The following is a 25,836-nucleotide window of genomic DNA, read 5'->3' as shown; positions in this document are numbered from 1 at the left end:
TCCCGGCGTCTGGAAAACGGCTGGATCAGCCTTGCGCGGCCTCGATCAGCCCGCGCAGCGCCTCACGTTCGTCAGGGGCCAGGTCGACCAGCGGCGGGCGCACCGGGCCCGGCGTATAGCCGACCAGGTCGACGCCGGCCTTGATGATCGAAACCGGGTAGCCGGCCTTGCGGTCGCGCAGCGCCGCGAACGGGAAAAAGAACCTGTGCAGGATTTCCTCCATCGTCGCCCGGTCGCCCGCACGCAGGGCGCGGTAGAAGCGCTGCGCCAGTTCGGGCACGAAATTGAAGACCGCGGATGAATAGGTGGTGACGCCGACGCCGTTGAACCCTTCGGCGAAAAGCTCATGGGTCGGCATGCCGCCGATGTAGCACAGCCGATCGCCAAGCCTGGCGGTGACGTGGCGCACCAGATCGACCTTGCCGGTGCCGTCCTTGAAACCGATCAGGTTCGGGCACACCTCGGCCAGGCGCGCGACGGTGTCGGCATTGGCGACTGAATTGGCGCGGTTGTAGAGGATGACGCCGAGGCCGGTCGAATCGCAGACCGCCTTCACATGGGCGAAAATGCCCTCCTGCGGCGCTTCCATCAGATAATGGGGCAACAGCAGCATGCCATCGGCGCCGGCAGCCTCGACAATCCGGGCGGTCTCCACGGCAAGTGATGTGCCGTAGCCGCAACCGGCGATGATCGGCACGTCTCCCGAGGCTTCCTTTGCCGCCCGGGTGACCTGTCCGACCTCGTCGGGCGAAAGCGAGAAGAACTCACCGGTTCCGCCAGCGGCGAAAAGCGCCGCCGCTTCAAAGCCCGAGAGCCACTCGACATGGCGGCGGTAGCTTTCGAGATTGAGCCCAAGCTCCTCGGTGAAGTGGGTTACCGGAAAGGACAGCAGTCCAGAACCGACACGCGACTTGATTTCTTCCGGCGACAACGAATTCCCTCTCGTCTTCCTTCGTTTATGACGAGAAAATTCATATGATGACTTTTAAGATGAGTCAACCTTGGCCGTCGGATTTCTGGTTCGGTCTCCAGGAGGTCAGGGAGCGATAGCGCTTGATGCCGGTGACGAGGTGCCGACGCATGGCTTCGCGCGCCCGTTCCGGATCGCGCGCCAGGATCGCGTCGGCGATCTCCCGATGCTCCCGCAGGATTGGCTCGTCCCGGCTGGGCAGCGGATCGACCCCGCCCATTACCGTGCGGAACTTCACGCGGGGGATCATGCGGCGCCCGACATGCTCGAGAAAGGTGCGGAAGCGGGCATTGTTGGTGGCCGTGGCGATGGCCATGTGGAAATGGAAGTCGGCTTCGGCGGTCGAGCCTCCTTGCGCGACCAGCGAGGCGAAATTATCGACCTGTGCCAGGATTTCGGCCTCCTGGGCGGGCGAACTCCTTGCCGCCGCCAGCCCCGCGGCTTCGACCTCGATAGCGATGCGAAGCTCCAGTTCCTCGATGATATCGGAAATCTTGTCGGTCTCGCTGGTGAACAGCTTCAGCGCCGGATCCGTCTGGCGCGGTCCGATGACGAAGACGCCGGCCCCTTGGCGGGATTCGACCAGCCCGTCGGCGCGCAAGGCGGCAATGGCTTCGCGGATCACGGTGCGGCTGAAGCCGAACCGGTCGATCAGCGCGGGCTCGGTCGGCAATTTGTCGCCCGGCGCGTAATAGCCGGCTTCAATTTGCGCCCGCAGGGCATCGGATACCCGCGACGACAGAGTACGGCGCGCGCCTTGCCGATCTGATCCTTGCATGACACCCTCCAAGGCGATCGAAAAGATAAAGTCGTACTATGAATTACGAATCCGGATCGCAATTGATCTTATGGAGGAAAGCCGGATTTGTAAAACGGCGCTGTTGAATTATCACCCGCTCGGCGCCGGCAGGGCGGGCTTTTCCTTCTCCTTCGACACCGGATCCGCGGCATTTGTTTCGTGACCTTCTGACCTAGGCTACCATCTCCTGGACCCGGTCAGACTTTGTCATCTGCTTGCGGTCAGGTACGCCATCGACATGACGCAGCGCGGAGGGAGCCGATGCCTAATCACTATGAAAATGTTGCCGGTCGGGCTTTATCAGCGTCGCGCCGCTTCTCAGCGGCTGCGTGCCGACCGATGGCTGACCGTACGCCGACGGGCTCCGCTGACTTTTTGCGGTGCTGACGTGGATGTTCCAGCGCCACAACCAGCCGCAACCAGTATGCATCTCATGCGTGAGATCGTTCATGAAATGTTCTTGATTTGACCCTTGAACTATGCTTGTCTTCGCCTTGATGATCATTCTGGGTTGCGGACAATCCGCTGCGGGGACGGCAATGGTTTCGCGTGTGCGCACAGTAGCCTTTCAGGGCATCGAGGCCGTGCCTGTCGATGTTCAGGTGATGGTCGCGCCCGGCAAGGTCGGCATGTCGATCGTCGGGCTTCCCGACAAGGCGGTCGCCGAGAGCCGGGAGCGCGTTCAGGCGGCGCTTCATGCGTCGGGACTGTCGATGCCGGCCAAGAAGGTGACGGTCAACCTCGCTCCGGCGGATATTCCCAAGGAAGGCAGCCACTACGACCTTCCCATCGCGCTCGGGCTGATGGCGTCATTGGGCGCCATACCCGGCGACATGCTGGCCGGCTTCGTCGTGCTGGGTGAATTGTCGCTCGACGGGACAATCACGGCGGTGGCCGGGGCGCTTCCGGCGGCGATCGGCGCCAATGCCGATGGCAGGGGATTGATCTGCCCGCATGGCTGCGGCCCGGAGGCGGCATGGGCGGGATCGGAAATCGATATTCTGGCGCCCCGCAGCCTGATCGCCATCGCCAATCATTTCCGCGGCACGCAGGTTCTGTCGCGGCCCGAACCCGGCACGCGCGCGCCGGCGTCCGGCCTGCCGGACCTCGCCGACATCAAGGGCCAGGAGAGCGCCAAGCGGGCGCTGGAAGTGGCCGCAGCCGGCGGCCACAACCTCTTGATGATTGGCCCGCCGGGTTCTGGCAAGTCGATGCTGGCACAGCGTCTGCCGTCCATATTGCCGCCCTTGGCGCCGAAGGAACTGCTCGAAGTGTCGATGATCGCTTCCGTCGCCGGCGAACTTGCCGAGGGCAGGTTGACCGATCGGCGGCCCTTCCGCGCCCCGCATCATTCGGCGTCGATGGCGGCGATGGTGGGCGGCGGCTTGCGGGCGAGGCCGGGCGAGGTGTCGCTTGCCCATCACGGCGTGCTGTTCCTTGATGAGTTTCCCGAGTTTTCGCCGCAGACGCTGGATGCCTTGCGCCAGCCGCTGGAATCGGGAGAGTGCATGATTGCCCGCGCCAATCATCGCATCACCTATCCGGCCCGCATCCAGCTCGTCGCCGCCATGAATCCGTGCCGATGCGGCATGGCCGGCGAACCCGGCTACCGCTGCGCGCGCGGCGAGCGCTGCCGTGGCGATTATCAGGCGCGCATTTCCGGTCCGCTGCTGGACCGCATCGATTTGCGCGTCGATGTGCCGGCCGTTGCCGCCAGCGATATGCTGCGCCCGGGCAAGGCGGAGACGAGCGCGGCGGTCGCCGCCCGCGTCGCCACAGCCCGCGCCGTGCAGCGGGCGCGTTTCGAAAGGCTGGGCGTGGCCGCCAGCACCAACGCGCAATGTGCGGCTTCGGCAATCGAGGAAGTCGCGCTGCCCGACGGCGCAGGCCGGGCGCTGTTGCAGGATGCCAGCGAAAAGTTCGGATTTTCGGCCCGCGCCTATCATCGGGTTCTCAAGGTGGCCCGCACGCTGGCCGACCTGGACGGCAGTGAAAACATCGGCCGCATTCATCTGGCTGAGGCGATTTCCTACCGGATGGCGGCGGATCGTATGGCGCAGGCGGCCTGATCCGTCACTCGTAGCCGGCAGCTGGAGGTTTCAGTCCGAGGCGGCGCTGTTGTGATCGGAGACTACTGGACCGAGCCCACCAGAATCTGCTGGCCGTCGCGGATCGAAACCCAGCGGCCGGTGTTGTTGGCGGCCTGCCGCTTGAGGAAACGGTATCCGGTCTCGTCCCAGAGCCTGACCTTGTCGGTCAGATTGTCGAGAATGTAGTCGCCCTTGTTGGTCCGCACGGTCAGGACCGCGTGGCCTTCGCCATCAGGCTTGCGCACGACGGTGATCAGGAGATCGGCCAGCGACATGCCGAGCCTGTTGAGCTGGCGGCGCTTTTCCAGGACGTAATCTTCGCAATCGCCGACGCCGCTGTCGGGAAAGGCCCAGACTTCATCCTTGCCGTAAATGTCGATGTCGTTCATCGGCTTGACTGCGGCATTGACCGCTGCGGTCACGCCGGCCAGCTGCCGCCAGAGCGTTTCGGTCATCGAGGCGGGGCCGGTATTGGCGAGCTTTATGGAGCATTCCGCCGGATTGGCCTTGCAGAAATCATAGTGGCCGATCGGCTGCGAGGTGATGCTGCCCGTCGCCATCGACGCGGACGCCGATGTCGCATCCGCCGCCCACACTCCCGCCGTCAGGCCAACCGCAATTGCTGCGCAATAGCGCAGGCCGCGCGCCACCAGTGAGGAAACCATTGTCCCCGCGAACCCCTGTTGTTAACGAAACGTTAAGGGGGTTTCACACTTCGTGTCAATTGAAGGAATGGCCTGCATCACGTCATGGTTACTGACTGCGGGGCGACAGCGGCTATTGTGCAACAGCCGCCTTGAATCGCCGAATTGTCATGTGACATGCTCCGTCTGCATGAAGGGCTTGGTCAGATGCGCTCAATTCAGGGTTTGAACGCCTGAACCGCCTTGGCTTTGGCCGGAACGCCCGTATTGCGTCCATAGCTGGTGATGAAATCGACGATGCGCGGCACGATCTCGGCGCGGAAACGCGAGCCGTTGAACACGCCGTAATGTCCAACCGCCGGCTGCATGTAGTGCGCCTTCATGTCGGCGGGCAGACTGGCGCAGAGGCCATGCGCCGCCTCCGTCTGGCCGAGGCCGGAAATGTCGTCGTTCTCGCCTTCGACGGTGAAAAGCGCCACATTGCGGATCTTTCCGGGATCGACCGGAACACCACGATAGGTCATTTCGCCCTTGGGCAAGGCATGACGGATGAAAACCGTGTCGACTGTCTGCAGGTAGAATTCCGCCGTCAGGTCCATCACCGCCAGATATTCGTCGTAGAAGTCGCGGTGCTTCTCCGCCCCGTCGCCGTCATGCTTTACGAGGTTCATGAAGAAGTCCTTGTGAGCGATGATGTGGCGGTCGAGGTTCATGGTCATGAAGCCCGACAGTTGCAGGAAGCCGGGGTAGACCTCGCGGCCAAAGCCCGGCACCGGCCACGGCGCCGTCATGATGACATTGTCGCGGAACCAGTCGAGGTCCTTGTCCTTGGCCAGCAGGTTCACCGCCGTCGGGTTGCGGCGGGTATCGATGGGGCCGCCCATCAACGTCATCGTGGCCGGCGAGAAGCGATCTCCCTCGGCCTCCATGATCGAAACCGCGGCTAGCACCGGCACGGAAGGCTGGCACACGGCCATCACATGGGTGTCGGGTCCGAGTGCGTGAAACATATCGATGACGTAGTCGATATAGTCGTCGAGATCGAAGCGGCCTGCCGAAACCGGCACCGTGCGGGCGTCGATCCAGTCGGTGATGTAGACCTCGGCGTGCGGCAGCATGGCCTCGACCGTGCCGCGCAGCAGCGTCGCATAATGCCCGGACATCGGCGCGACGATCAGCAGCTTGGGATCGGCCCGCCGTCCGGCCGGTACCTCGCGCTCGAAATGGATCAGCCTGCAGAAGGGCTTCGACCAGACGGTCTTCTCTTTAACGGGGACCGTCTTCCAGTCGACGATCGTGCTGGTCAGCCCGAATTGCGGCTTGCCGTACCGGCGGGTTGTGCGCTCGAACAATTCGGCGCTTGCCGCCACCGAGCGGCCCCATGGCGTATGCGAAAAGGGGTTCAGCGGATTGCTGTAGAGCAGGCGCGTCGCCTCGGCAAAGGCGCGCGCTGGCTGCAGTGCAGCATGGTTCATCTCGTAGAGTTGGTAAAACATCGAAACTCCCGCTGCTCTATGCCAAGGAAAGGACGACAGGCGGCGCCGAGCTTCCAATATCTCATAGGGAAGTTAGCAAGAATTTGCTGCAGCGCAATAGATCGTCGCGGAACTGTCATGCAGCGGGCGAAGGGCGTGGGCGGCGCACTTCCATCAAGCGAACGCAATTGGCGGATTTCGGACGAAAAAAGCGCCGTACACCGGCGCTTTGATCGTTGAACTGCTGTTTCGGGCTAGACTTGCGCCATGCAGACCGAGGCATGGCCGGATTTGATGATCCCGATGCGGCTCGCGGCGCCCTTCGAAAGGTCGAGCACGCGTCCCTTGATGAAGGGGCCCCGGTCGTTGATGCGGACCACGACGCTCTTGCCGTTTTTCTTGTTGGTCACCTTGAGACGGGTGCCGAAAGGCAGGCTTCGGTGCGCGGCGGTCAGTGCCGAGGGGTTCATGCGTTCGCCCGAAGCGGTGCGGGAGTGAAGCGCATACCATGAGGCGCGGCCGCATTGCGCGGCGGCGGGGGTGACCGAGGCGCTGAGCACAAGCCCGGCCACGGCGGCCGCGGAGAAAAGCGCGGCGCGTTTGTTGATAATCATTCCTGGGAAACGTGCTCCATTGACAGATACGAAGCGTTAACCGACGAAATGTGGCAACAAATGCGGCTGTAGCTTGGCAGTTCCATGTCGAAGGCACACGTTTGGAGTCATTGAGAAACAGTACGTCATGAAAAAACCCAAGAAAATCCTGCTGTATATCCGTGATGGCCTCGTGGCTTGCTCTGTGTCCTGATGCGATGTGAGCCTCGTTGCTCACCGCTGGCAAAAGCCGATTGGATCAATTTGAGGAATGATTCAGGCATATCTTATCCTGGCGTTGACACCCCGTGAAAACGACATCGCAAGCTTTTCGTGCGGGCGCTTTGCCGCATTGCATAAAGCCGGCGGCAGATCAGGATAGCGGCATGGCGGCAGCTTCCCTGGCGATCCTGGTCATCGATGAAAACCGAATCCGCGCCGCGATCATCGAGGCCGGATTGCGCGAGGCTGGACATGAGCGTGTGACGCTCATCCACGACATTGCAGGCATTGCCGCCCGCATCGCCGAGATCGAGCCGGACGTCATCGTCATCGATCTGGAGAATCCCAATCGCGACATGCTGGAAAACATGTTCCAACTGTCGCGTGTGGTGAAGCGGCCCATCGCCATGTTCGTCGACAGGTCGGACGCCAGTTCCATCGAAGCCGCTGTCGATGCCGGCGTTTCCGCCTATGTGGTCGACGGGCTTCGCAAGGAGCGCGTCAAACCGATCCTCGATATGGCGATCAGCCGATTCCGGGCCTTTTCGCGATTGGCGCAAGAACTCGAGGAAGCCCGTTCCGAATTGCAGGGACGCAAGGTCATCGACCGCGCCAAGGGCATTCTGATGCGCTCGAGGGGGATTTCGGAGCACGAGGCCTATGCGCTGCTACGCAAGACGGCGATGAACCAGAACCGCAAAATCGCCGACATCGCGCAAAGCCTCGTCACCGCGGCCGGCCTGCTTGGCGAGGGAGACCAGCCATGACCCATCGCATCGCGGCCGGCATCATGCCTCTGCTTGACAGCGCCATTCTGGTTGCGGCGCGCGAAAAGGGTTTTGCCGAAGCCGAGGGCATTGACCTGCATCTGGTTCGCGAAATCTCCTGGGCCAACATCCGCGACCGCATGGCGGTCGGGCACTTCGACGTCGCGCACATGCTGGCGCCGATGCCGATCGCCTGCAATCTCGGCATGACCCCGCTGGCGACGCCGACGCTGGCGCCGATGGCGCTTGGGCTAGGCGGCAATGCGGTGACCGTCTCCGTGGCGCTCTGGCAGAAGATGGCGGATGCCGGCTCGGTCGGCGATCTCGATCCGACGACTGCCGGCCGCGCACTGCGCGCGACGATCGCCGCCGGTGCGAAGGCGGGGCGACCGACGTTGCGCTTCGGCGTCGTTCATCCGCATTCGGGGCATAATTATGAACTGCGCTACTGGCTTGCCGCCAGCGGCATCGATCCGGACCGGGACGTCGAGATCGTCATCCTGCCGCCGCCGCTGATGGCCGATGCCATCGGGGCAGGGCGCATCGACGGTTATTGCGCCGGCGAGCCCTGGAACACTGCCGCCGTGGCCAAGGGCCTCGGCCATATCGCCACGGTCAAGGCGGCGATCTGGAAGTCGAGCCCCGAAAAGGTTCTCGGCGTCGCCGCGCTCTGGGCTGAGGCCAATCCCGGTGAGCTTGCGGCGCTGTTGCGGGCGCTCTACAGGTCGGCGGAATGGTGCGCGCAGCCCGGCAATCGCGAGGAACTGGCGGGGTTGCTCTCGTGCCCGCACTACCTGGATTGTCCCGTTGACTGGCTGCTTCCCGCCCTGTCGGGGCAAATCCGGAGCGGTGCGGGAACGGTTCAGGTGGATGATTTCTTCCTGCCTCAGGCCAAGGCCGCGACCTTCCCGTGGAAGAGCCATGCCTTGTGGTTCTATTCGCAGATGGTCCGGTGGGGACAAATCAATGCCACGGCTGAAAATGCCGCCAGGGCCTTGGACACTTATCGCCCCGACCTCTACCGCTCCGCCCTCAAGCCGCTTGGAGTGGCGCTGCCGGGGGCAAACGCCAAGGTCGAGGGCGCGCTGACCTCGCCGACGCCGGTGGGTTCGGCAGGCGCCAGCCTGGTGCTGGGACCGGACGGCTTTTTCGATGGCAAGGTGTTCGACCCCGACGCGCTCGATGCCTACGTGAGGGGCCAGCAGGCGCGCGATTAAATCCTGCACAATTTATTGCAGCGCACAAATCTTATGCAGTTTGCCCTGCGGATTGGCCATTTCGTTGGCGATTGCCGAGAGCTGCCAGAAACCGGGTTCTTCATTAAGCATCTGATTATATTGCAAAAAATTGCAAATCTTGGATTTGGCACGCTTCCTGCTTGATCTATCGCAGGCCCTTCGGGGTCGAGAAATTTGCGTCCAATGACGGGCGCACCCCAGGCAAAGCCGCCGAACAGGTCTTTTCGCGATTCCGCACAGGAGCGCGACAGGCCTGCTCGGCGGTTTTTTTTGTTTCAGCCACAGCGCGGCCACCTCCCAGCCGCCCATGGAGCGAAAATGAGCAGGACTCACCCACCGGCCGCCATGCATGACCACGCACCGTCGCGCGCGCTCGCTATGTCCACCATCGCTTTCACCATCTGCTTTGCGGTATGGACCATATTCTCCATCATCGGCGTCAGGATCAAAGGCGAGCTTGGCCTGACCGAGACCGAGTTCGGCCTGTTGATCGGCATGCCGATCCTGACCGGCTCGCTGGTGCGCATGGTGCTCGGAATATGGACCGACCGCTTCGGCGGCCGGCTGGTCTACACCGCGACGATGGCGGCGGCGGCGCTCGCCACCTTCCTGCTCGCCTTTGCCACCACCTACGCGCAGATGCTGGTCGCTGCCCTCGGCGTCGGCCTCGCGGGCGGTTCCTTCGCGGTCGGCGTCGCTTACGTCTCGCGCTTCTATCCGGCAAGCCGTCAGGGTACGGCGCTCGGCATTTTCGGCGTCGGCAATGTCGGCGCCGCGGTGACGAAATTCGCCGCGCCGTTCTTCCTGCTCGCCTTCGGTTGGCAGAGCGTCGCCCTGATCTGGGCGGCCGCGCTTGCCGTCATGGCCATGGTGTTCTGGTTCACGACCGAGGACGACCCGGTCATCCGCCAGCGCCGCCTCACCGGCGCCGGTCAGCCGCGCAGCTTCATGGCGGAATTCCAGCCCCTCAAGGACATCCGCGTCTGGCGCTTCGCCTTCTACTATTTCTTCGTCTTCGGCGGCTTCGTCGCGCTCGCCCTGTGGCTGCCGCGCTACCTCATCGGCGTCTACGGCTTCGACCTCGTCACCGCCGGGATGATCGGCGCGGCGTATTCGATCCCGGCCTCGGTCTTCCGCGCCTATGGCGGCGTGCTCTCCGACAGGATCGGCGCGCGCACGGTGCTCTACTGGACTTTCGCGGTGTCCTGCGTGTGCTGCCTGGTTCTGGCCCTGCCCGCGGCCGATTATGTCGTGCGCGGCATCAACGGCCCGATCAACTTCCACTTTGAAGTGAGTTGGGTCGCGTTCATCGCCGTTGCCTTCGTGCTCGGCTTCTTCATGGCTGTCGGCAAGGCCGCCGTCTACAAGCACATTCCGGTCTACTACCCGAACAATGTCGGCGCCGTTGGCGGCCTCGTCGGCATGATCGGCGGCCTCGGCGGCTTCGTCCTGCCGATCGTCTTCGGCGCGCTGAACGACCTGACTGGCGTCTGGTCGAGCTGCTTCATGCTGCTGTTGCTTGTCGCCGCCGCCTGCCTCGTCTGGATGCAGATCACCATAGTCAGGATAAGCCGCCGGACCCCGCTCGGCCAAGCCACAGAACAAGCCAGGACCTGAACCAATGACCGAGAAACTCGTCATCATCGGCAACGGCATGGCGCCCGGCAGAATGCTGGAGCACCTGCTGGAGGCCGCGCCAGACCGCTACCGGATCACCATCTTCAATGCCGAGCCGCGCGTGAACTACGACCGCATCATGCTGTCGCCGGTTCTGTCCGGCGAAAAGGACTATGATGAGATCGTCATCCATGGCGATGGCTGGTACATCAAGCACGGCATCACCCTCTACAAGGGCCACAGGATCGTCGCCATCGACCGTGAGGCGAAGACCGTGACCTCCGACCACGGCGTGACTGAAAGCTACGACCGGCTGGTGATCGCCACCGGTTCGGTGCCTTTCATAATCCCGGTGCCCGGCAAGGACCTGCCGGGTGTGCTCAGCTACCGCGACCTCGACGACGTCAACGCCATGCTGCTGGCCGCCCAGTCGCGCGCCAGGGCTGTGGTGATCGGCGGCGGCCTGCTCGGCCTCGAAGCGGCGGCCGGCTTGAAGGAGCGCGGCATGGATGTGACTGTGCTGCATGTCATGCCCACGCTGATGGAGCGACAACTCGACCCGGCTGCCGGCTATCTGCTGCAGAAGGCAGTGGAGGCGCGCGGCATCAAGGTAATCACCAAGGCCAACACCAAGCAGATAGTCGGCAACGGCAAGGTCGAGGGCGTCGAACTGGCCGACGGCGAGGTGATCCCCGCGACGCTGGTGGTCATGGCTGTCGGCATCCGGCCCAATGTGACGCTTGCCAGCGAGGCCGGGCTCGAGGTCAACCGTGGCATCGTTACCGACGACCGCATGCAGACGTCCGACCCGGCGATCTTCGCGCTCGGCGAGTGCGCCGAAGTTGGCGGCCATGTCTATGGTCTCGTCGCACCGCTTTATGAAATGGCGCGCGTCATGGCGGCCAAGCTTTCGGATGGCGAGGACAGGCGGTTCGCTCACGCCGATACGCCGACCAAGCTCAAGGTCACCGGCATCGACCTCTATTCCATCGGTGACTTTGCCGACGGCGAGGATCGCGAGGAGATCATCCTGCGCGATGCCTCGTCCGGCATCTACAAACGCGTCATCCTGCAGGACAACAGGATCATCGGCACGGTGCTGTTCGGCGAGACCGGCGACGGCGCCTGGTTCAACGACCTCAAGAAAAAGCAAACCGACATTTCGGAGATACGCGATACGCTGATCTTCGGCCAGGCCTTTCAGGGGGGCCAATCCGCGGACCCTTTGGCGGCCGTTGCGGCGCTGGCGGATGATGCGGAAATCTGCGGCTGCAACGGCGTCTGCAAGGGCAAGATCACCGGCGCGATCACAGCCAAGGGTCTGACCGGCCTGGACGATGTGCGCGCCCATACCAAGGCGTCGGCTTCCTGCGGCTCCTGCACCGGGCTGGTGGAACAATTGCTGAAGCTCACACTGGGCGACAGTTACAACGCCGCCGCAGTCCAGCCGATGTGCGCCTGCACCGCGCTTGGCCATGACGACGTGCGCCGGCTGATCAAGGCCAAGGGGCTGAAGACTATTCCAGCCGTCATGCAGGAACTGGAGTGGAAAACCTCCTGCGGCTGCGCCAAATGCCGGCCGGCGCTGAACTACTATCTCATTGCGGACTGGCCGGACGAGTATGCCGACGATTACCAGTCGCGGTTCATCAACGAACGCGTCCACGCCAACATCCAGAAGGACGGCACCTATTCGGTGGTGCCGCGCATGTGGGGCGGCATGACCTCGTCGAAGGAACTGCGTGCGATTGCCGATGTGGTCGACAAATTCGGCATTCCGGCGGTGAAGGTCACTGGCGGACAGCGCATCGACATGCTGGGTATCCGCAAGGAGGATCTGCCGGCGGTTTGGGCCGATCTCGGCCAGGCCGGCTTCGTCTCCGGTCAGGCCTATGCCAAGGGCCTGCGCACGGTGAAGACGTGTGTCGGCACCGACTGGTGCCGTTTCGGCACCAAGGATTCTACGGGTCTTGGCATCCGTATAGAAAAGTTCATGTGGGGATCGTGGACGCCGGCCAAGGTCAAGATGGCGGTGTCCGGCTGCCCGCGGAACTGCGCCGAGGCGACCTGCAAGGATGTCGGCGTGGTCTGTGTCGATTCCGGCTACGAGATCCACTTCGCCGGCGCCGCCGGGCTCGACATCAAGGGCACCGAGGTGCTGGGCATGGCGAAGTCGGAGGACGAGGCGCTCGAGATCATCGTTGCGCTGACTCAGATGTACCGCGAGCAGGCGCGTTATCTCGAACGCATCTACAAATGGGCCAAGCGCATTGGAACGGCCGAGATCAAGCGCCAGGTGCTCGACGATGCCGGCAGGCGCAAGGCCTACTACGACCGCTTCGTCTTCAGCCAGAAATTCGCGCAGATCGATCCATGGTCGGAACGCGTCTCCGGCAAGGACAAGCATGAGTTTCAACCAATGGCCGTAGCCCAGTTCGCCGAAGCCGCGGAGTAGCATCATGACCTGGTTCGACATCGGCAGCATCGGCGACATCCCGCAGCGCGGTGCGCGTTGTGTGACGACGCCGCGGGGCAAGATCGGCGTCTTCCGGACCGCGGATGACCGCATCTTCGCCATCGAGGATCATTGCCCGCACAAGGGAGGTCCGCTCAGCCAGGGCATCGTTCATGGCGCGGCAGTGACCTGCCCGCTGCACAATTGGGTGATCTCGCTGGAAACCGGCAAGGCGCTCGGCGCCGACGAGGGTGCCGTCCGAACGATCCCCCTGCGGATCGAGGACGGCCGCATTGCGCTGGCGCTCGGCGAAATGCTGCAGGCGGCTGAATAGAAGCCGATGTCAACCGAGCTGGCAGCCGAAGTGAGGACCACCTGTCCCTATTGCGGGGTGGGTTGCGGTATACTGGCCAAAATCGCCGCGGACGGAGCCATTTCCGTTCGCGGCGACCCAGATCATCCGGCGAATTTTGGCAAGCTCTGCTCGAAGGGCTCGGCGCTTGGCGAGACGATGGGATTGGACGGCCGCGTGCTCTATCCCGAGATCGCCGGCAGGCGGGCGGATTGGGACGGCGCGCTTGATCTGGTCGCTGAAAAATTTTCCCGAACAATAGCCGAGCACGGCCCGGATTCGGTTGGCTTCTACATTTCCGGACAGTTGTTGACCGAAGACTATTACGTCGCCAACAAGCTGATGAAGGGGTTCATCGGCTCCGGCAACATCGATACGAATTCACGCCTCTGCATGGCATCGTCGGTCGCTGGCCATCGCCGCGCCTTTGGCGAGGACATTGTCCCCGGCATCTATGAAGATTTCGAGGAAGCGGACCTGGTCGTTTTGACCGGCTCGAACACCGCCTGGTGTCACCCGATCCTCTACCAACGCCTGCTCGCGGCGCGCAGGACGCGTGGCACCCGTATCGTTGTCATCGACCCTCGACGCACCGCCACCGCCGACGAATGCGATCTGCATCTGGCACTGGATCCCGGCACGGACGTGCTGCTGTTCAACGGCCTGCTGGCGCATCTGTCTCGGGTCGGCGTCACCGATACCGACTTCGTCGTCAAGAGCACGACCGGCTTCGTCGACACTCTGGCGCTTGCGGAAGCCGACGCGCCGACGATAGAGCGCGTCACGCAAGGTTGCGGCCTGAAGGCTGCCGACGTGCGCTTGTTCTACGAACTGTTCGCGGTCACCGAGCGCACGGTCACGGTCTACAGCCAGGGCGTCAACCAGTCGGCGCACGGCACGGACAAGGTCAACGCTATCATCAACTGTCATCTTGCGACGGGCCGCATTGGCAAGCCCGGCATGGGGCCATTCTCCGTCACGGGTCAGCCAAATGCGATGGGAGGCCGTGAAGTGGGCGGGCTTGCCAACCAACTGGCCGCGCATATGAACTTCGAAAGCCCTGCGGACGTCGACCGCGTGTCACGTTTCTGGAACGCGCCCGGGATTGCCACGAAGGGCGGGCTGAAAGCCGTCGACATGTTCCGCGCTGCTGCCGACGGCCGTATCAAGGCACTGTGGATCATGGGGACCAATCCGGCCGTCTCCATGCCCGACGCTGGGAGAGTTCGCGCGGCCCTGAAGTCCTGCGATTTCGTTGTCGTGTCTGATGTCACGCGGACCGATACAACGCGCTACGCCGATGTGCTTTTGCCCGCCGCTGGCTGGGGCGAGAAGGATGGCATGGTGACGAATTCGGAGCGCCGGCAGTCACGTCAGAGGCCGTTTGTGCCGGCGCCCGGCGAGGCGCGGGGCGACTGGCGCATCATCGTCGAGGTGGCGCGTCGCATGGGATTCGCCGGGGCGTTCGGCTTCGAATCTCCGGCCTCGATCTTCCGCGAACACGCGGCGCTTTCCGCATTCGAAAACAATGGCGAGCGGCTGTTCGACATCGGCGCGCTCGCATCGATCTCGACCGAGTCTTATGAGGATTTCGCGCCGCGCCATTGGCCAGCCCGGCAGGCGGGCGCAGGTTCTCCCTTCCCATCGGGCCATACACGTCTGCTCTCGGACGGGCGATTCCCTACCCCCGACCGGCGTGCCCGTTTCATTCCGGTTCGGCACGAGGGCGTGTCGCTCACCGTGGATTCCACCTATCCGCTGGCCCTCAATACGGGGCGGCTGCGCGACCAGTGGCACACCATGACGCGCACCGGCAGCGTGCCGCGCCTGATGGCGAATGCGCCGGAGCCGGTGATCGACCTGCACCCGGCCGATGCGGAGGCCCACCGACTGCGGGACGGTGATCTGGCACGGATTTCCTCGCGCTACGGCTTTGTCCGCGCGAAGGTGCGGGTGACCGATGCGCAGCGCCCGGGACACGCCTTCCTGCCGATGCATTGGAGCGGCCGTTTCGCGGCGAATGCCGCCGCCGGAACGTTATCGACGCCGCTCACCGATCCGTATTCCGGCCAGCCTGAATTGAAGCATGTTCCGATAGGCATCGTGCGCGAGGATACGGCCTGGGCTGGCGTGCTGATCAGCCGCCGCGACCTGCGGCCGACCGGCTTCGTCCACTGGAGCCGCACCCGGGTGCAGGGCGGCTGGGTCTACGAATTCTGCGGCACCGAAAAGCCGGATCAGGGCATCCTTTTGACCCGCAAATTTCTCGACGTTTTCCACCGCGATCACCTGCTCGAATACACCGACCGGCGCGGCCTGGCGTACCGGGCGGCTGCAGCGGACGAGACCGGCGCCCTGGCGGAGGCGCTTTTGGTCGCAGCACCGGATCAGCTCCCGGCGCGGGAGTGGCTGGTCTCCCTGCTCGGTTCCCGCCAGCCGCTTGCCGCGGCCGACCGCCATGCGTTGCTTTCGGGCCGCTCGCCGTCGCCGCTGCCCTCGGCCGGCCGTATCGTCTGCTCCTGTTTCAATGTCGGGATCAATCAACTGGCATCCGCTGTCGCCGCGGGCTGCGACAGCCTCGATGCCATCGGCAAGGCGCTGAACGCCGGCACGAATTGCGGCTCATGCCGCTCCGAGATACGGCGCATTATCGACGTCGGAGGTGTCCACGCGGCCGAGTAGACAGCCCCTGGCGATCAGATGAAGCCGGATGCGCGACGGCTGTGGCGGGGACGTGTCAGCCGGCTCCGACGCCGTCGAAGAGCGCGTCGGCGGCTTCGCGGATCTTCGCCTCGACTTCATCGGCGGGACCGGAGCCGTCGATGATGGCATAGCTGGGAAGATAATCGGGGCCCCATGGCTGGTCGATGAACGCGGCGCGGGTGCGCGCCAGAAATTCCAGATCCACTTCCTGACGCTTGTGCGCAGCACCATCACGCGCAAGCACACGCTGGCTGGATATCGCCGGATCGACATCGAGATAGATGGTCAGGTCTGGAACCGGCATCAGCCTGTTCAGCGACATGAGCCACGGCAGGTCCTTGAACCCTGCGGCAAGAAGCGATGTGTAGGCCGACAGAATGTGCCGGTCGGACAGGATGATCTCGCCCGCCGCCAGCCGCGGCTGCAACTCGCTCCTGAGATAGCGCAGCCGGTCGGCGCTGGAGAACAGGGCAAGCTCGGATAGAAATATGTCCGTGTTCTCGATTTCCTGGTTCAAATAGGCGCGGACGGCCGGGTCCTGCCTGAACCAGTCTGTCGGCAGCGTCGTCCGGAACACTGTGCCGTACCGTTCGAGATGCCGGGCTAGCCGATCCAATTGCGTCGTCTTGCCGGCGCCGTCCAACCCGCAGAACGCGATAAGCTTGCCTGGAGTGCCGTTCGTCATTCTCTGTCCGCCAGTACCGTCTAAATAATCAGCCAAATTCTCATTTTTGAAGCATGCAGCAGCGTCCGATGTTGGACAAGTTCTTTTTGGGTGCTCGTCGTTGAGCTGTCTACAAGGTCAAGAACTCGCTTGTCGGGCGGTCGGGATTGCTGACGATTTGGACGAGGAGCCGTTGGTAGGCCTCGGCCATCTCCTGCACGACCGCCTTCGTATAGCGGGATTTCCAGCAGCCCAGCCAGCCATGCACCTGGGTGCCTTCGCAGCGCATGAACAGATTGATGTCGTTCAGGGCGTTGTCGCTGTCATGGGGAAGAATGTGTTCGCATTGAAGATCATTGAACAGCGATTCGAAAACAGGCTCATTATCGATATGGAGAAAATTGAACAGGATTTTCGGTTGGCTGAGGTCTGTCCAGAACCGATGATGCATTCGATCGACGCGCGTCAGTCCAGGCAGCAGCGCCAGGATGGGGATCGCGCCGTGGGGCAACGCTGACAGGAAATCGATCTGCAGCTCCTTCATCGCCTCTTTGGCCGTCTTGCCAGGCGAAATGGCGATCTTTTGGAGCAGCATGCGAACGAGAAGGCCGACAACGTTATTGAATGCGGGTGAGAAGCGGCCAGAAATCGTGTGCAGGATGTAGAGGTTGTCGGACTTCGCGTAGGCCGAGAGCATCATGCCGTATGCCAGCAATGGCGCCGCAAAGGACAGAAGTGCGTTTCTTTTGCTGAAGTCGGAGAGTTTCTCAGGCAGGGCAAATTTGATTTCGGCCCATTCCGCCTGAAAGTCTATCGCCTCGACATCGACGGAAAGATCCTGCCCCAGGTCGTTTCCGGTAAATCCGCTGAGATACTTCGCCCAGAAACTCGTCGCTTTCTGCTGGGCCTCGGGCGAGGCCTGCCTGTTGTACCATTCAAGGTAGTCGACGATGTCTGCGCTTTTTTCGTCAGCGAGATAAGCCGGATCGGCATGAGTAGCATTGTAGTGTTGGGCGATTTCCTTGATCAGGACGTTGAGCGACCAGACGTCCGAGACCGCATGATGCAGAGTGATGAAAAGATAGAACTCACGCTCCGTGCTTTTCACCAGCGTGAAGTGACACAGCGGACCGCGTTCGAGATCAAACTGCCGCTTGTGCTCCTGGGTTTTGACCTTCTGGATCGAGTCCAGCTTCTGCTCGGTCGACTGGTCGCTAAAATCCCCGACTTCGAGCTTGACGATCGAGGCAGGGTTGATGACCCGGACAAGGCGTGGACGGTTTGCGCGGACTCCCGGAACCTCGGAAAAACTCGTTCGCAGCGCCTGGTTCTGCTCAACCAGGATGTTGATGGCGTTTTCCAGTGCGCGAACGTCCAGCTTTCCGTGAAACCGCAGCACGGACTTCAGATGCATTAGGCCCTTGCTGTCATTCTTGCCGATCTGAACGAAATACTGCTCGATTGCGGTCAGCGATTGGAGGGTGTCCAGTGATTTTTCGGAATCGGTCTGCATGGCTCCGCACCATCATCGTTGTTGTGGAATAGTACCGAGACGCCGACGATCAAAAGCAGACCTGCGGGCGCTTGCGCGCGGCGAACTCACAGCACGGTCGTCACGTCAGTGTTCCCGCTCCCAGAGGCGGAAGCAGCAGACGGGTAGGAGTGCCTTTCTGGCCGTAAGGCTTGGCGCGGAAATTATACTCCATTTCAACGTATTCCTCGCCGCCGGCCGGATCCAGATGTACCTCCTGACGCAGCTTGGCGAGCGCCTGTTCTCCCGAAGGATTGGGAAGGCGTTCCAGGAGCGGCCGCGAGGCATCGTAGATGTCGTCAATGAGGTCGAGAGACTTTTCGACATGGGCCACTTTCTGCTGTGGGCTATCAGCTCCCTGGAAAAAGAAGCTTTCGAGGAAGCGCTGCTTGATCGTCGCGTCCATCTCGGTTTGTTCGACATAGACCAGCAACCATTTGCGCCTGATGTTGGTTACGCCGAGCAGGCACAGAAAGCCGGTCATCTCCAGGACGACCAACTCGCGGGCAAGGTCCGCAGCCAGGTCGATCCGACCCTGATGCCATGCCCCGAGGAGGTCCAGCAGGACGGAAAAGTCGGAAGCAAACCACCTGTAGCTTAGATAGGCATATTGCGAGAGGGAGAGCTGTGACTTCAGATCCTGCAGCGCTGATTCATTGATGATGGCGCTACAGTTGAACAGGCGGTGAATGATGAACTCATCGCGGGGCTTGAGCCGTTTGGACATCATCGCCAGGTTGTCGCACGCATAGGCGTGCATCGACCTGACCTCATCGAAAAGCGAGTCGAATTCCTTGCGGGTCTTGAATTCGACATCGACCTTGATTTTGCTTTGCGGCAGAACGGTGTGGATCAGCAGTACCTGCTTGGGCGTACAGCCTTTGCGGGCGATATCCCGTTCTACCGTGAGGACGCGATGATGCCGCCCGATGTCGATCATGTCGCTGGACCGCAGCTCATCGGTGATGACGTAGACATCCAGATCGGAATACAGGTTGCCCATGTCTTCCACCAGAGAGCCTGCGAGGATGACAACATCATTCGGCCGCAGGTAGCATTGGCTGGTGATGAAATCGACGTCGACCGAGATCGTATCCTTTAGAAGCTTAATTGTCTGACCAGCAGCCAACATTGCTATCTAGACTCCCCCCAAATTCTGCGCTTTCGTCACAATAATGATCTATCATGGTACGTTGTATCCAAATTTGACAAGACCCGGCCGGTTGATTGATCGGCCCTGACGACAGGTGAATAAATGGGATACTCACGAATGCCGGCTTCGGGCTGGCAGTGAAATCCGGGCAGTGAATCGAAGGAATTGAGAGATGCAACCGATCGTCGTTGGGGTACCGGCAAACTTCTTTTCGGACATTCATTCGCACGGGATCTCGAACCGCTATCTTGAGACCCTGGTTACCCATTCCCGCGCGATCCCCATGATCATCCCGTGCCTCGCGACGATGGCCGGCGGCGACGGGTTTTCAGCGGCAGCCATTGTCGCACAGCTCGACGGGTTGCTGCTGACGGGCAGCCGTTCCAATGTTCATCCAAGCCGCTATGGCGCCGCGGTGGATCCCAAAGTCACTCTGTTCGATGAAGCGAGGGATGCAACGACCCTTCCGCTCATTCATGCGGCGATAGAGGCCGGGGTTCCGATCTTCGGCATTTGCCGTGGCGCACAGGAGCTGAACTGCGCGTTCGGCGGCACGCTTCATCAGCTCGTGCACGAACTGCCTGGCAATCTGGACCACCGTGCGGTGCAGGACCTTCCCCAGCATCTGAAATATTTTCCCGCCCATGACATCGAGCCTGCTCCGGGAGGCTGGCTGGAAACAACGCTCAGGCAGCGGGGTTTCGACCTTGATGACCTGAAAATAAACAGCCTTCATGGTCAAGCGATTGCAGAGCCGGGCGTCGGCATCGCGGTCGAGGCGCGCGCACCCGACGGCGTCATTGAAGCCATTTCCGTGCCTGACGCCCCGGCATGGACTTTTGCCGTGCAGTGGCATCCGGAATGGCACACCGAGGAAGTGCCGATCAACAAGCTGCTGTTCGAAGCTTTCGCGACGGCCTGCGCCAGCCGGCAAGAAGCCCGTTTGGCGCAATTCTTCGTCAATCCGCAACAAGAGCGCAATGGATCGAGAGCGGCGTCGGCGGCTATGTAGGCGAGACTGCGCCCAACGCATCAAGCTGAAGAGACACGATGAGCGACCCCTCCAACATGCGCCGGAGCCTGGACCGGTTTTTTGCGGACAGCGCACGACTTTATCCGGACCGGCCGGCGCTTAGCATCGGCGATCGGCAGTGGACTTACGAGGCCTTGCGACGTGAATGCAATGCGATCAGGCGAAGCCTGGAAGCCGTCGGGCTTGGAGGAGCGCAGGCCAACATCGGCGTGCTGTCGGCGAAAAGCCTGGCGTCCTATGCTTCCATCATCGCCACGATGGAAAGCAACAATGTGTATGTGCCGCTCAACCCGAAGTTTCCGGTCGAGCGCCTGCTGAAAGTCATCGAGGACGCCGGCATCGAAACCGTAATTATCGATGCGGAATCCGTGCGCGCTGCCATGCCTCTCCTGCGGGATGCCCGGTTCCGGAATGTTATCCTGCCGGACAGTGAAGAGAACCCGTTCCCCGATTTCGATGGCGCCTCGACCTTTATCTGCCGGGGCGGGCCCGTAGCTGATTTGCAGGACGCCGCTTCCTTGGGGCCGGCGTCCCATCCTCCTCGCTTTGCCTATATGATGTATACATCAGGAAGCACCGGTGGCCCGAAGGGTGTCGCCGTCACCCACGACAACGCTTGTGCCTGCATCGACAGGGCGCTTCGTCTCTTCAAGACGGACCATACGGATCGTTTCAGCCAGATATTCGAACTGTCGTTCGATCTTTCGATCTGTGACATCTTCCTGTGTTGGCTCAGCGGCGGCTGTCTGTGCGTTCCGCTGCCTCAGGATCGGCTGTTCCCACTCGATTTCGTCCGTCGCAACGAAATCACCGTCTGGGGTTCCGTGCCGTCGCTCGCAACCAATATGCAGAAGCTGAATGTTCTGAAGGAACGCACGTTTCCCTCACTTCGTGTCAGCTGGTTTTGCGGCGAGGCCTTCCCGGCGGAATTGGCGCAAGCGTGGTCCGAGGCCGCGCCGTCATCCAGGGTCTACAACCTCTATGGCCCGACGGAGACGACCATCTTCGTCACCCAATACCGATATGAGCCCGGCAAAAGCCCGGCCACCGGGGTCGCGCCGATCGGCGACATGCTGCCCGGCCTGGACTTTCTCGTCATCGATGGCGACGGGAAGCCGACAAGCGAGGCTGGAGAATTGTGGCTGGCGGGCGATCAGGTCGTGCCGGGTTATTGGAACAAACCGGACGCGACAGCGGCTTCATTCGTCAGACGGCCGGGCAGTGAGCGCATCTGGTACCGGACCGGCGATCTTGCGAGTATCGACGACCGCTTCGGCTTGATGTTTCACGGCCGCGTCGATCGGCAGGTCAAGATGCGCGGCAATCGGGTGGAATTGCAGGAAATCGAAGGGGCTGTTCGACGGACGGTTGGCTGCGCGACCGTCGCCGTCGTTCCGGTTTTTTCCAAGGACCAGATCTGCACGCACCTCGTTGCATTTTGCGACAAGGTGGATGGGGGGGAGGGTGCTGCCAAGAAGGCCTGCGCCAGGGAATTACCCCTCTATATGATTCCCGAAAAGTTCATCGAGATCGACCGGTTTCCTTACAACAGCAACGGCAAGCTGGACTACAAGGAACTGTCCAGCCGGGTCGCCGATCTGTAGTTGCCCAAGCCCCGATAGAGCCCCCCCGTAAGGCACCCTAAGAGGCTGCAGCCAACGTCTGCCGGGTCATTTGACAGGATCGATTTTTTAGACAAGACTAAAAATTGAGATGGTGATGCTTCAAGCAAAACGCCGTTCGGATGGGCGCGGATCCAGGCGGTTTTTGTGGAGCGCTTGCGCTCCATGATGCTGAGATAAGGATTACCGAAACGCGAAAATCGGCATGCTCCAGCGCGTGCGACTGGTATCTGGTATGATGACGCGGCCGCCTGTTCATGATTGGTTTTCAGATTTCGACCTGCTGGATCCCGAATGGGTCGCTGAGCCATTCTCCATTTGGGACGATATGCGCAAGTCCTGTCCGATCGCGCACACGGATCGCTACAACGGCATCTATTTTCTAAGCCGTTACGAGGATGTCCGCGCGGCGGCCTATGACACGGAGCATTTCTCGTCCCGCCGCATCTTTATTCGCGAGCATGCGTCGCTGGACCCCAAGACGCCGCCGATTACGTCCGATCCTCCCCATCACCGCCCAGCCCGTCTTCCGCTGATGCCCAGGTTTTCGCCGGCGGCAGTTCAGGAACTGGAAGCGCCGACGCGGGAGATTTGCGCCGGCCTCATCGACGATCTTCTAAAAAGAAACGACACAAGCCAGTGTGACGTGGCGACGGAATATGCCCTCCATATTCCCATGCGCGTCATGTTGTACATGTTCGGATTGCCCTACACGTTCAGCGCGCAATACCGGAAGTGGATTCTCGATATCCTCGAGAACGGCATCACAGATCACGCGATCTATTTGCGCGCGGTTGCGGAAATGCGGCGTGCGCTGTTCAAATTGGTGCGGGAGCGTCAGCGAAATCCAGGCGACGATCTCGTCAGTTATCTCAACACCACGACGTTCGAGGGCAAGCCGCTTGAATTCGAACAAATCCTGGGCGGACTTGCCTTGTTGATGATAGCCGGCGTCGAAACCTCCGGCAGCGCCTTGTGTTCGATATTCCTGCACCTTGCGACCAACCCGGAGGATCGCCGACGTTTGGTGGCAGATCCGGAATTGCTGCCGACCGCGATCGAGGAATTTCTTCGGGCATACTCGCCTCAGACGATATCGCGCGAAATCATCGCGGATACGAAAATGGGCGAGTGCCCGATGAAGTCGGGAGAAATGCTGATCCTGTCATTCCCGTCGGCGAACCGCGATCCAGAGGCCTTTCCTGATCCGGACCGTGTGATCCTCGATAGAAAGGAAAATCGCCATATGGCCTTTGGCGCCGGCATTCACCATTGCATTGGGGCTAACCTGGCCAGAATGGAATTGCGGGTCGCTCTGGAAGAATGGTTCAAGCGGTTTCCTGAATTTCATCTCGACAAAAGCATGCCTGTCACCTGGGCCGCAGGACCGATGCGGGGTCCACGAACAGTGCCGGTATTGCTCGATGCCGAGCCGAGGCAGTCTGAATGAGGGTAGGTCACTTCTCCGCGGCGTCTGACGACAGTCGTGTTGCACGCGAGAAGGGAAGAGATTGCGCAGGCCAAACAAAGCACAAGGCGGGAGCCGGGTCGAGATTTGGGCATGACTGAGTCGGTTCTTGAAAGTACCCGGCGTTCGTTTGTGTCCGAGAGCGTCGCTCTGCGGTTTTCGTCACCCTTCTTCGCCGCGCTGTCGCAATCATGCGCGGACGACCAGGACATGCTGGCCTTGGGCGAGGCTGTGCGACCTGGACAGCCGCCGGCGCAGTTCATTCTGCTGGCCGCTCAGTTTCTGGTCTTTCAGCGTCCGCAGTCGGAATGCGCTGGCTACTTTCCGTCCATGCTTGAGAAACCACGGCCGGTTGACGAGGCCTTTCCGGTATTTCGCGAATTCTGTCTTGATCATTGCCAGGATCTGACCGCTCTCCTGTCGGAACGCACCGTCAACACGACGCTGGTCGACCGGGCGAGCTACATCTTGCCGATCCTCCACCACGTTGCTCGAGAAAGCGGGGCACCGCTTTCGCTGATCGAGATTGGTTGCAGCGCAGGGTTGAACCTTCTGTTCGACCACTACCGGTACGATTACGGCTTGGACGCCATCGTTGGAGAGGCAAGTTCGGAAACAACGATCCGCTGCAGAATCCTTGACGGGAAGCCGCACCTCGACAATCCCATGCCGGCCATCGCCCGACGTGTCGGTGTCGACCTGGTCGAGGTGGACTGTTCAAGCGCCGATGAACGGCTATGGATGGAGGCGATGTTGTTCCCGGAGTGGATCGAGGAGCGGCGCCGCTTGCGCTCGGCACTCGCTTTCAGAGCCAGCACGCCGCTGGAGATCGTCATCGGTAACGCCCTCGATGTCCTGCCCGCGCTTATCGCGGATATGCCTGGTCCGATCTGTGTGCTGCATTCCCATAGTCTCGGTCAGTGGAGCGAAGCATCCCGCCTTGGACTTGACCGATTGCTTTGCGAACAAAGTCGAACGCGAACCCTCCATCGCATCGGCGTCGAGGCATATGGCGATCAGCCTCCGCAGCGGATTCGGGAGAGATTGATAAAAATAGCAAGCGCGGGAATTCCCCTGACCCGGAGAAGCCTTCCATGCCCGGTGGTTCACACCGTTTATGAAAATTCTGCGAAGACCGAAAGGATCATCGCGGAGGTCGATGGTCTTGGCAGTTGGATAGACTGGTATTCATGATCCACCCGGATCTGGTCCTGCTTGAGTATTTGAAGCGGCGGAACGCGATCTGGTAGGATGATAGCGAAAGAGAGATGACGATGAGCGCCCAATCCACCGCCGAGGAGGTCCAGTATACCTTCACCGAAAAGGCGTCACACGACATTCACACCAGCAAGAACGTCGAGCAATTCTGTGCCCGTTTCGAGATGGAAACGAAGTGCCATCCAAGCAACCTTGTCGACAATATCCTGCGGCCGGATCAGCCGCGCGCAATTTTCGTTGCCGGCTCGATATCGATGGGAATGGCGACGAGCATCTCGGATATCGACTTCATCGTATTTGTCGATTCCCAGGACGCGCTTCTGCCGGGTGCAACTTCAAAGAAGAACAGCGACAGCGCCCTGACATTTTCCAATGACGGTGATCCGCTGTCGATTGGACACTTCATCCATCTGATCAACGGTATTGAGGTCGATATCAATATCGTGCTGGCATCGAAGATCGAGGCAATTACCCAAAGGCTCAAACTTCCCGGCCCGGAACTGAGCGATGGAGAGGTCTTGACGATCGGCCGTCTGAAAAAGGCGTGGCTGATCAGCAAGAGCGACGGCTTCCTGGATCATTGGGACGATTTTCTATCCGATTATGCCTTCGAGGTGCTCTGTGCCACGCGATTTTACTGGATGTCGCTGAAGATGCTTGAAAAAGCCCGCAAGGCGGCCTCGATGCGGGATTTTCCGGTTGCGCTCTACCTTGCCCGGATCAGCGCGGAATGCGTGTACTGGTCGTATTTCGCCAGCCGCGGTTTTTGCGCTCTCGGCACCAAATGGCTCAAGTTTGTCACGGTTTTCGATTTTAACGGCGACGACAACGCGAAACAGCTCTTCACCGGCAAAATCCCCTTGGTGTTTCCGCAGTATCAAATGGACTTAGCGGCGCTGGAGCAGCATTTCGAGACCATCGTTGGCTTCCAGCGGTCAGGCCGGGAGACGATCGAAAAGGACCTTCGGTTCAAGATCGCCTTTGCGGTATGTCCGCAGATATATCCGGTCTAGGTACAATTTTCATCGTCGGCTCGCGCATAAAGCCCCCGGGGATCACGACATTTCAATCTGGATACGAGCAGGGAGGTTCGCTTGAATAATTACCCTTCGTCGCAGGTCGGCACGCTGCTGCCATGCAACAGCACTAAAGCTTTGTCCCTATGATGCTGGAGGATTCGCATACCGGCGTCGAAGAGCGGGCACCCTGGTGGGAGGAGGAC

The 25,836-nt window shown here is 61.2% G+C and carries 22 protein-coding genes; 13 read left to right on the top strand and 9 right to left on the bottom strand.

Annotation, left to right across the window (positions count from 1 at the left end; all coding sequences use genetic code 11):
- Nucleotides 1-25: 25 nt before the first annotated feature.
- Together kdgD and J2X35_RS10950 are read right to left on the bottom strand one after the other, a co-directional pair.
- Nucleotides 26-931, bottom strand: coding sequence for a 5-dehydro-4-deoxyglucarate dehydratase (kdgD, locus tag J2X35_RS10955; protein WP_310185279.1), 906 nt, complete (start codon nucleotides 929-931; stop codon nucleotides 26-28).
- 64 nt (nucleotides 932-995) lie between these two features.
- Complete coding sequence (locus J2X35_RS10950; protein WP_310185278.1) at nucleotides 996-1,748, bottom strand: FadR/GntR family transcriptional regulator; 753 nt, start codon at nucleotides 1,746-1,748, stop codon at nucleotides 996-998.
- Between J2X35_RS10950 and J2X35_RS10945 the strand changes: the two genes are divergently transcribed.
- Entirely contained in the window at nucleotides 1,747-1,932 is a 186-nt protein-coding gene (locus J2X35_RS10945; RefSeq protein WP_310185274.1) for a hypothetical protein, read from the top strand. The genes J2X35_RS10950 and J2X35_RS10945 overlap by 2 nt on opposite strands.
- 102 nt (nucleotides 1,933-2,034) lie before the next feature.
- On the opposite strand, the gene J2X35_RS10940 is transcribed toward J2X35_RS10945, so the two are convergent.
- Entirely contained in the window at nucleotides 2,035-2,220 is a 186-nt protein-coding gene (locus tag J2X35_RS10940) for a hypothetical protein (protein ID WP_310185273.1), read from the bottom strand.
- 88 nt (nucleotides 2,221-2,308) lie between these two features.
- On the opposite strand from J2X35_RS10940, the gene J2X35_RS10935 reads away from it, so the two are divergent.
- Nucleotides 2,309-3,838: a YifB family Mg chelatase-like AAA ATPase gene (locus J2X35_RS10935; protein WP_310185270.1), complete on the top strand. Its 1,530-nt coding sequence runs from the start codon at nucleotides 2,309-2,311 to the stop codon at nucleotides 3,836-3,838.
- A gap of 62 nt (nucleotides 3,839-3,900) precedes the next feature.
- On the opposite strand, the gene J2X35_RS10930 is transcribed toward J2X35_RS10935, so the two are convergent.
- The 3 genes from J2X35_RS10930 to J2X35_RS10920 form a co-directional block, all read right to left on the bottom strand.
- Nucleotides 3,901-4,524, bottom strand: coding sequence for a transglutaminase-like cysteine peptidase (locus J2X35_RS10930; RefSeq protein WP_310185267.1), 624 nt, complete (start codon nucleotides 4,522-4,524; stop codon nucleotides 3,901-3,903).
- A 197-nt stretch (nucleotides 4,525-4,721) separates the two neighbouring features.
- On the bottom strand, nucleotides 4,722-5,999 hold the full coding sequence (locus J2X35_RS10925) for a polyhydroxyalkanoate depolymerase (protein ID WP_310185264.1): 1,278 nt from the start codon (nucleotides 5,997-5,999) through the stop codon (nucleotides 4,722-4,724).
- A 233-nt stretch (nucleotides 6,000-6,232) separates the two neighbouring features.
- Complete coding sequence (locus J2X35_RS10920; RefSeq protein WP_310185261.1) at nucleotides 6,233-6,592, bottom strand: septal ring lytic transglycosylase RlpA family protein; 360 nt, start codon at nucleotides 6,590-6,592, stop codon at nucleotides 6,233-6,235.
- A 365-nt stretch (nucleotides 6,593-6,957) separates the two neighbouring features.
- On the opposite strand from J2X35_RS10920, the gene J2X35_RS10915 reads away from it, so the two are divergent.
- The 6 genes from J2X35_RS10915 (at nucleotide 6,958) to J2X35_RS10890 (ending at nucleotide 15,904) form a co-directional block, all read left to right on the top strand.
- Nucleotides 6,958-7,560: an ANTAR domain-containing response regulator gene (locus tag J2X35_RS10915; RefSeq protein WP_310185259.1), complete on the top strand. Its 603-nt coding sequence runs from the start codon at nucleotides 6,958-6,960 to the stop codon at nucleotides 7,558-7,560.
- On the top strand, nucleotides 7,557-8,777 hold the full coding sequence (locus J2X35_RS10910; RefSeq protein ID WP_310185256.1) for a CmpA/NrtA family ABC transporter substrate-binding protein: 1,221 nt from the start codon (nucleotides 7,557-7,559) through the stop codon (nucleotides 8,775-8,777). The genes J2X35_RS10915 and J2X35_RS10910 overlap by 4 nt, the downstream gene beginning before the upstream one ends.
- 339 nt (nucleotides 8,778-9,116) lie before the next feature.
- Entirely contained in the window at nucleotides 9,117-10,415 is a 1,299-nt protein-coding gene (locus J2X35_RS10905) for a nitrate/nitrite transporter (RefSeq protein ID WP_310185254.1), read from the top strand.
- Nucleotides 10,416-10,419: 4 nt separating this feature from the next.
- Nucleotides 10,420-12,870, top strand: a complete 2,451-nt coding sequence (gene nirB / locus J2X35_RS10900; RefSeq protein ID WP_310185251.1) for a nitrite reductase large subunit NirB — start codon at nucleotides 10,420-10,422, stop codon at nucleotides 12,868-12,870.
- A gap of 4 nt (nucleotides 12,871-12,874) precedes the next feature.
- A complete protein-coding gene (nirD, locus tag J2X35_RS10895; protein WP_056113994.1) occupies nucleotides 12,875-13,204 on the top strand; it encodes a nitrite reductase small subunit NirD in 330 nt (109 codons plus the stop codon).
- 6 nt (nucleotides 13,205-13,210) lie between these two features.
- The gene (locus tag J2X35_RS10890; RefSeq protein WP_310185249.1) at nucleotides 13,211-15,904 is read left to right on the top strand and encodes a nitrate reductase; all 2,694 of its coding nucleotides are present in this window, start codon (nucleotides 13,211-13,213) and stop codon (nucleotides 15,902-15,904) included.
- A 55-nt stretch (nucleotides 15,905-15,959) separates the two neighbouring features.
- Here J2X35_RS10890 and J2X35_RS10885 read toward each other — a convergent pair whose 3' ends face one another.
- The 3 genes from J2X35_RS10885 to J2X35_RS10875 all read right to left on the bottom strand — a co-directional run bounded on the left by J2X35_RS10885 (nucleotide 15,960) and on the right by J2X35_RS10875 (nucleotide 19,252).
- Nucleotides 15,960-16,610: a dTMP kinase gene (locus J2X35_RS10885; protein ID WP_310185248.1), complete on the bottom strand. Its 651-nt coding sequence runs from the start codon at nucleotides 16,608-16,610 to the stop codon at nucleotides 15,960-15,962.
- Between the two features lie 109 nt (nucleotides 16,611-16,719).
- A complete protein-coding gene (locus J2X35_RS10880; RefSeq protein ID WP_310185245.1) occupies nucleotides 16,720-18,102 on the bottom strand; it encodes a condensation domain-containing protein in 1,383 nt (460 codons plus the stop codon).
- Nucleotides 18,103-18,202: 100 nt separating this feature from the next.
- Nucleotides 18,203-19,252, bottom strand: a complete 1,050-nt coding sequence (locus tag J2X35_RS10875) for a hypothetical protein (RefSeq protein WP_310185242.1) — start codon at nucleotides 19,250-19,252, stop codon at nucleotides 18,203-18,205.
- A gap of 193 nt (nucleotides 19,253-19,445) precedes the next feature.
- Here J2X35_RS10875 and J2X35_RS10870 point away from each other — a divergent pair, with 193 nt between their 5' ends.
- The 5 genes from J2X35_RS10870 to J2X35_RS10850 all read left to right on the top strand — a co-directional run bounded on the left by J2X35_RS10870 (nucleotide 19,446) and on the right by J2X35_RS10850 (nucleotide 25,627).
- The gene (locus J2X35_RS10870; protein ID WP_310185239.1) at nucleotides 19,446-20,285 is read left to right on the top strand and encodes a gamma-glutamyl-gamma-aminobutyrate hydrolase family protein; all 840 of its coding nucleotides are present in this window, start codon (nucleotides 19,446-19,448) and stop codon (nucleotides 20,283-20,285) included.
- Nucleotides 20,286-20,323: 38 nt separating this feature from the next.
- Nucleotides 20,324-21,910, top strand: a complete 1,587-nt coding sequence (locus J2X35_RS10865) for an amino acid adenylation domain-containing protein (protein ID WP_310185236.1) — start codon at nucleotides 20,324-20,326, stop codon at nucleotides 21,908-21,910.
- A gap of 223 nt (nucleotides 21,911-22,133) precedes the next feature.
- A complete protein-coding gene (locus J2X35_RS10860; RefSeq protein WP_310185234.1) occupies nucleotides 22,134-23,378 on the top strand; it encodes a cytochrome P450 in 1,245 nt (414 codons plus the stop codon).
- Nucleotides 23,379-23,489: 111 nt separating this feature from the next.
- A complete protein-coding gene (locus tag J2X35_RS10855; RefSeq protein ID WP_310185232.1) occupies nucleotides 23,490-24,590 on the top strand; it encodes a DUF2332 domain-containing protein in 1,101 nt (366 codons plus the stop codon).
- Nucleotides 24,591-24,670: 80 nt separating this feature from the next.
- Complete coding sequence (locus J2X35_RS10850) at nucleotides 24,671-25,627, top strand: hypothetical protein (protein ID WP_310185230.1); 957 nt, start codon at nucleotides 24,671-24,673, stop codon at nucleotides 25,625-25,627.
- Nucleotides 25,628-25,836: the final 209 nt, after the last annotated feature.

This window comes from Mesorhizobium sp. BE184, from assembly GCF_031457045.1.
Lineage (GTDB): Bacteria > Pseudomonadota > Alphaproteobacteria > Rhizobiales > Rhizobiaceae > Mesorhizobium.
Note: the sequence above shows the minus strand (reverse complement) of the source record. Positions and strands in the feature narration are given on the sequence as shown.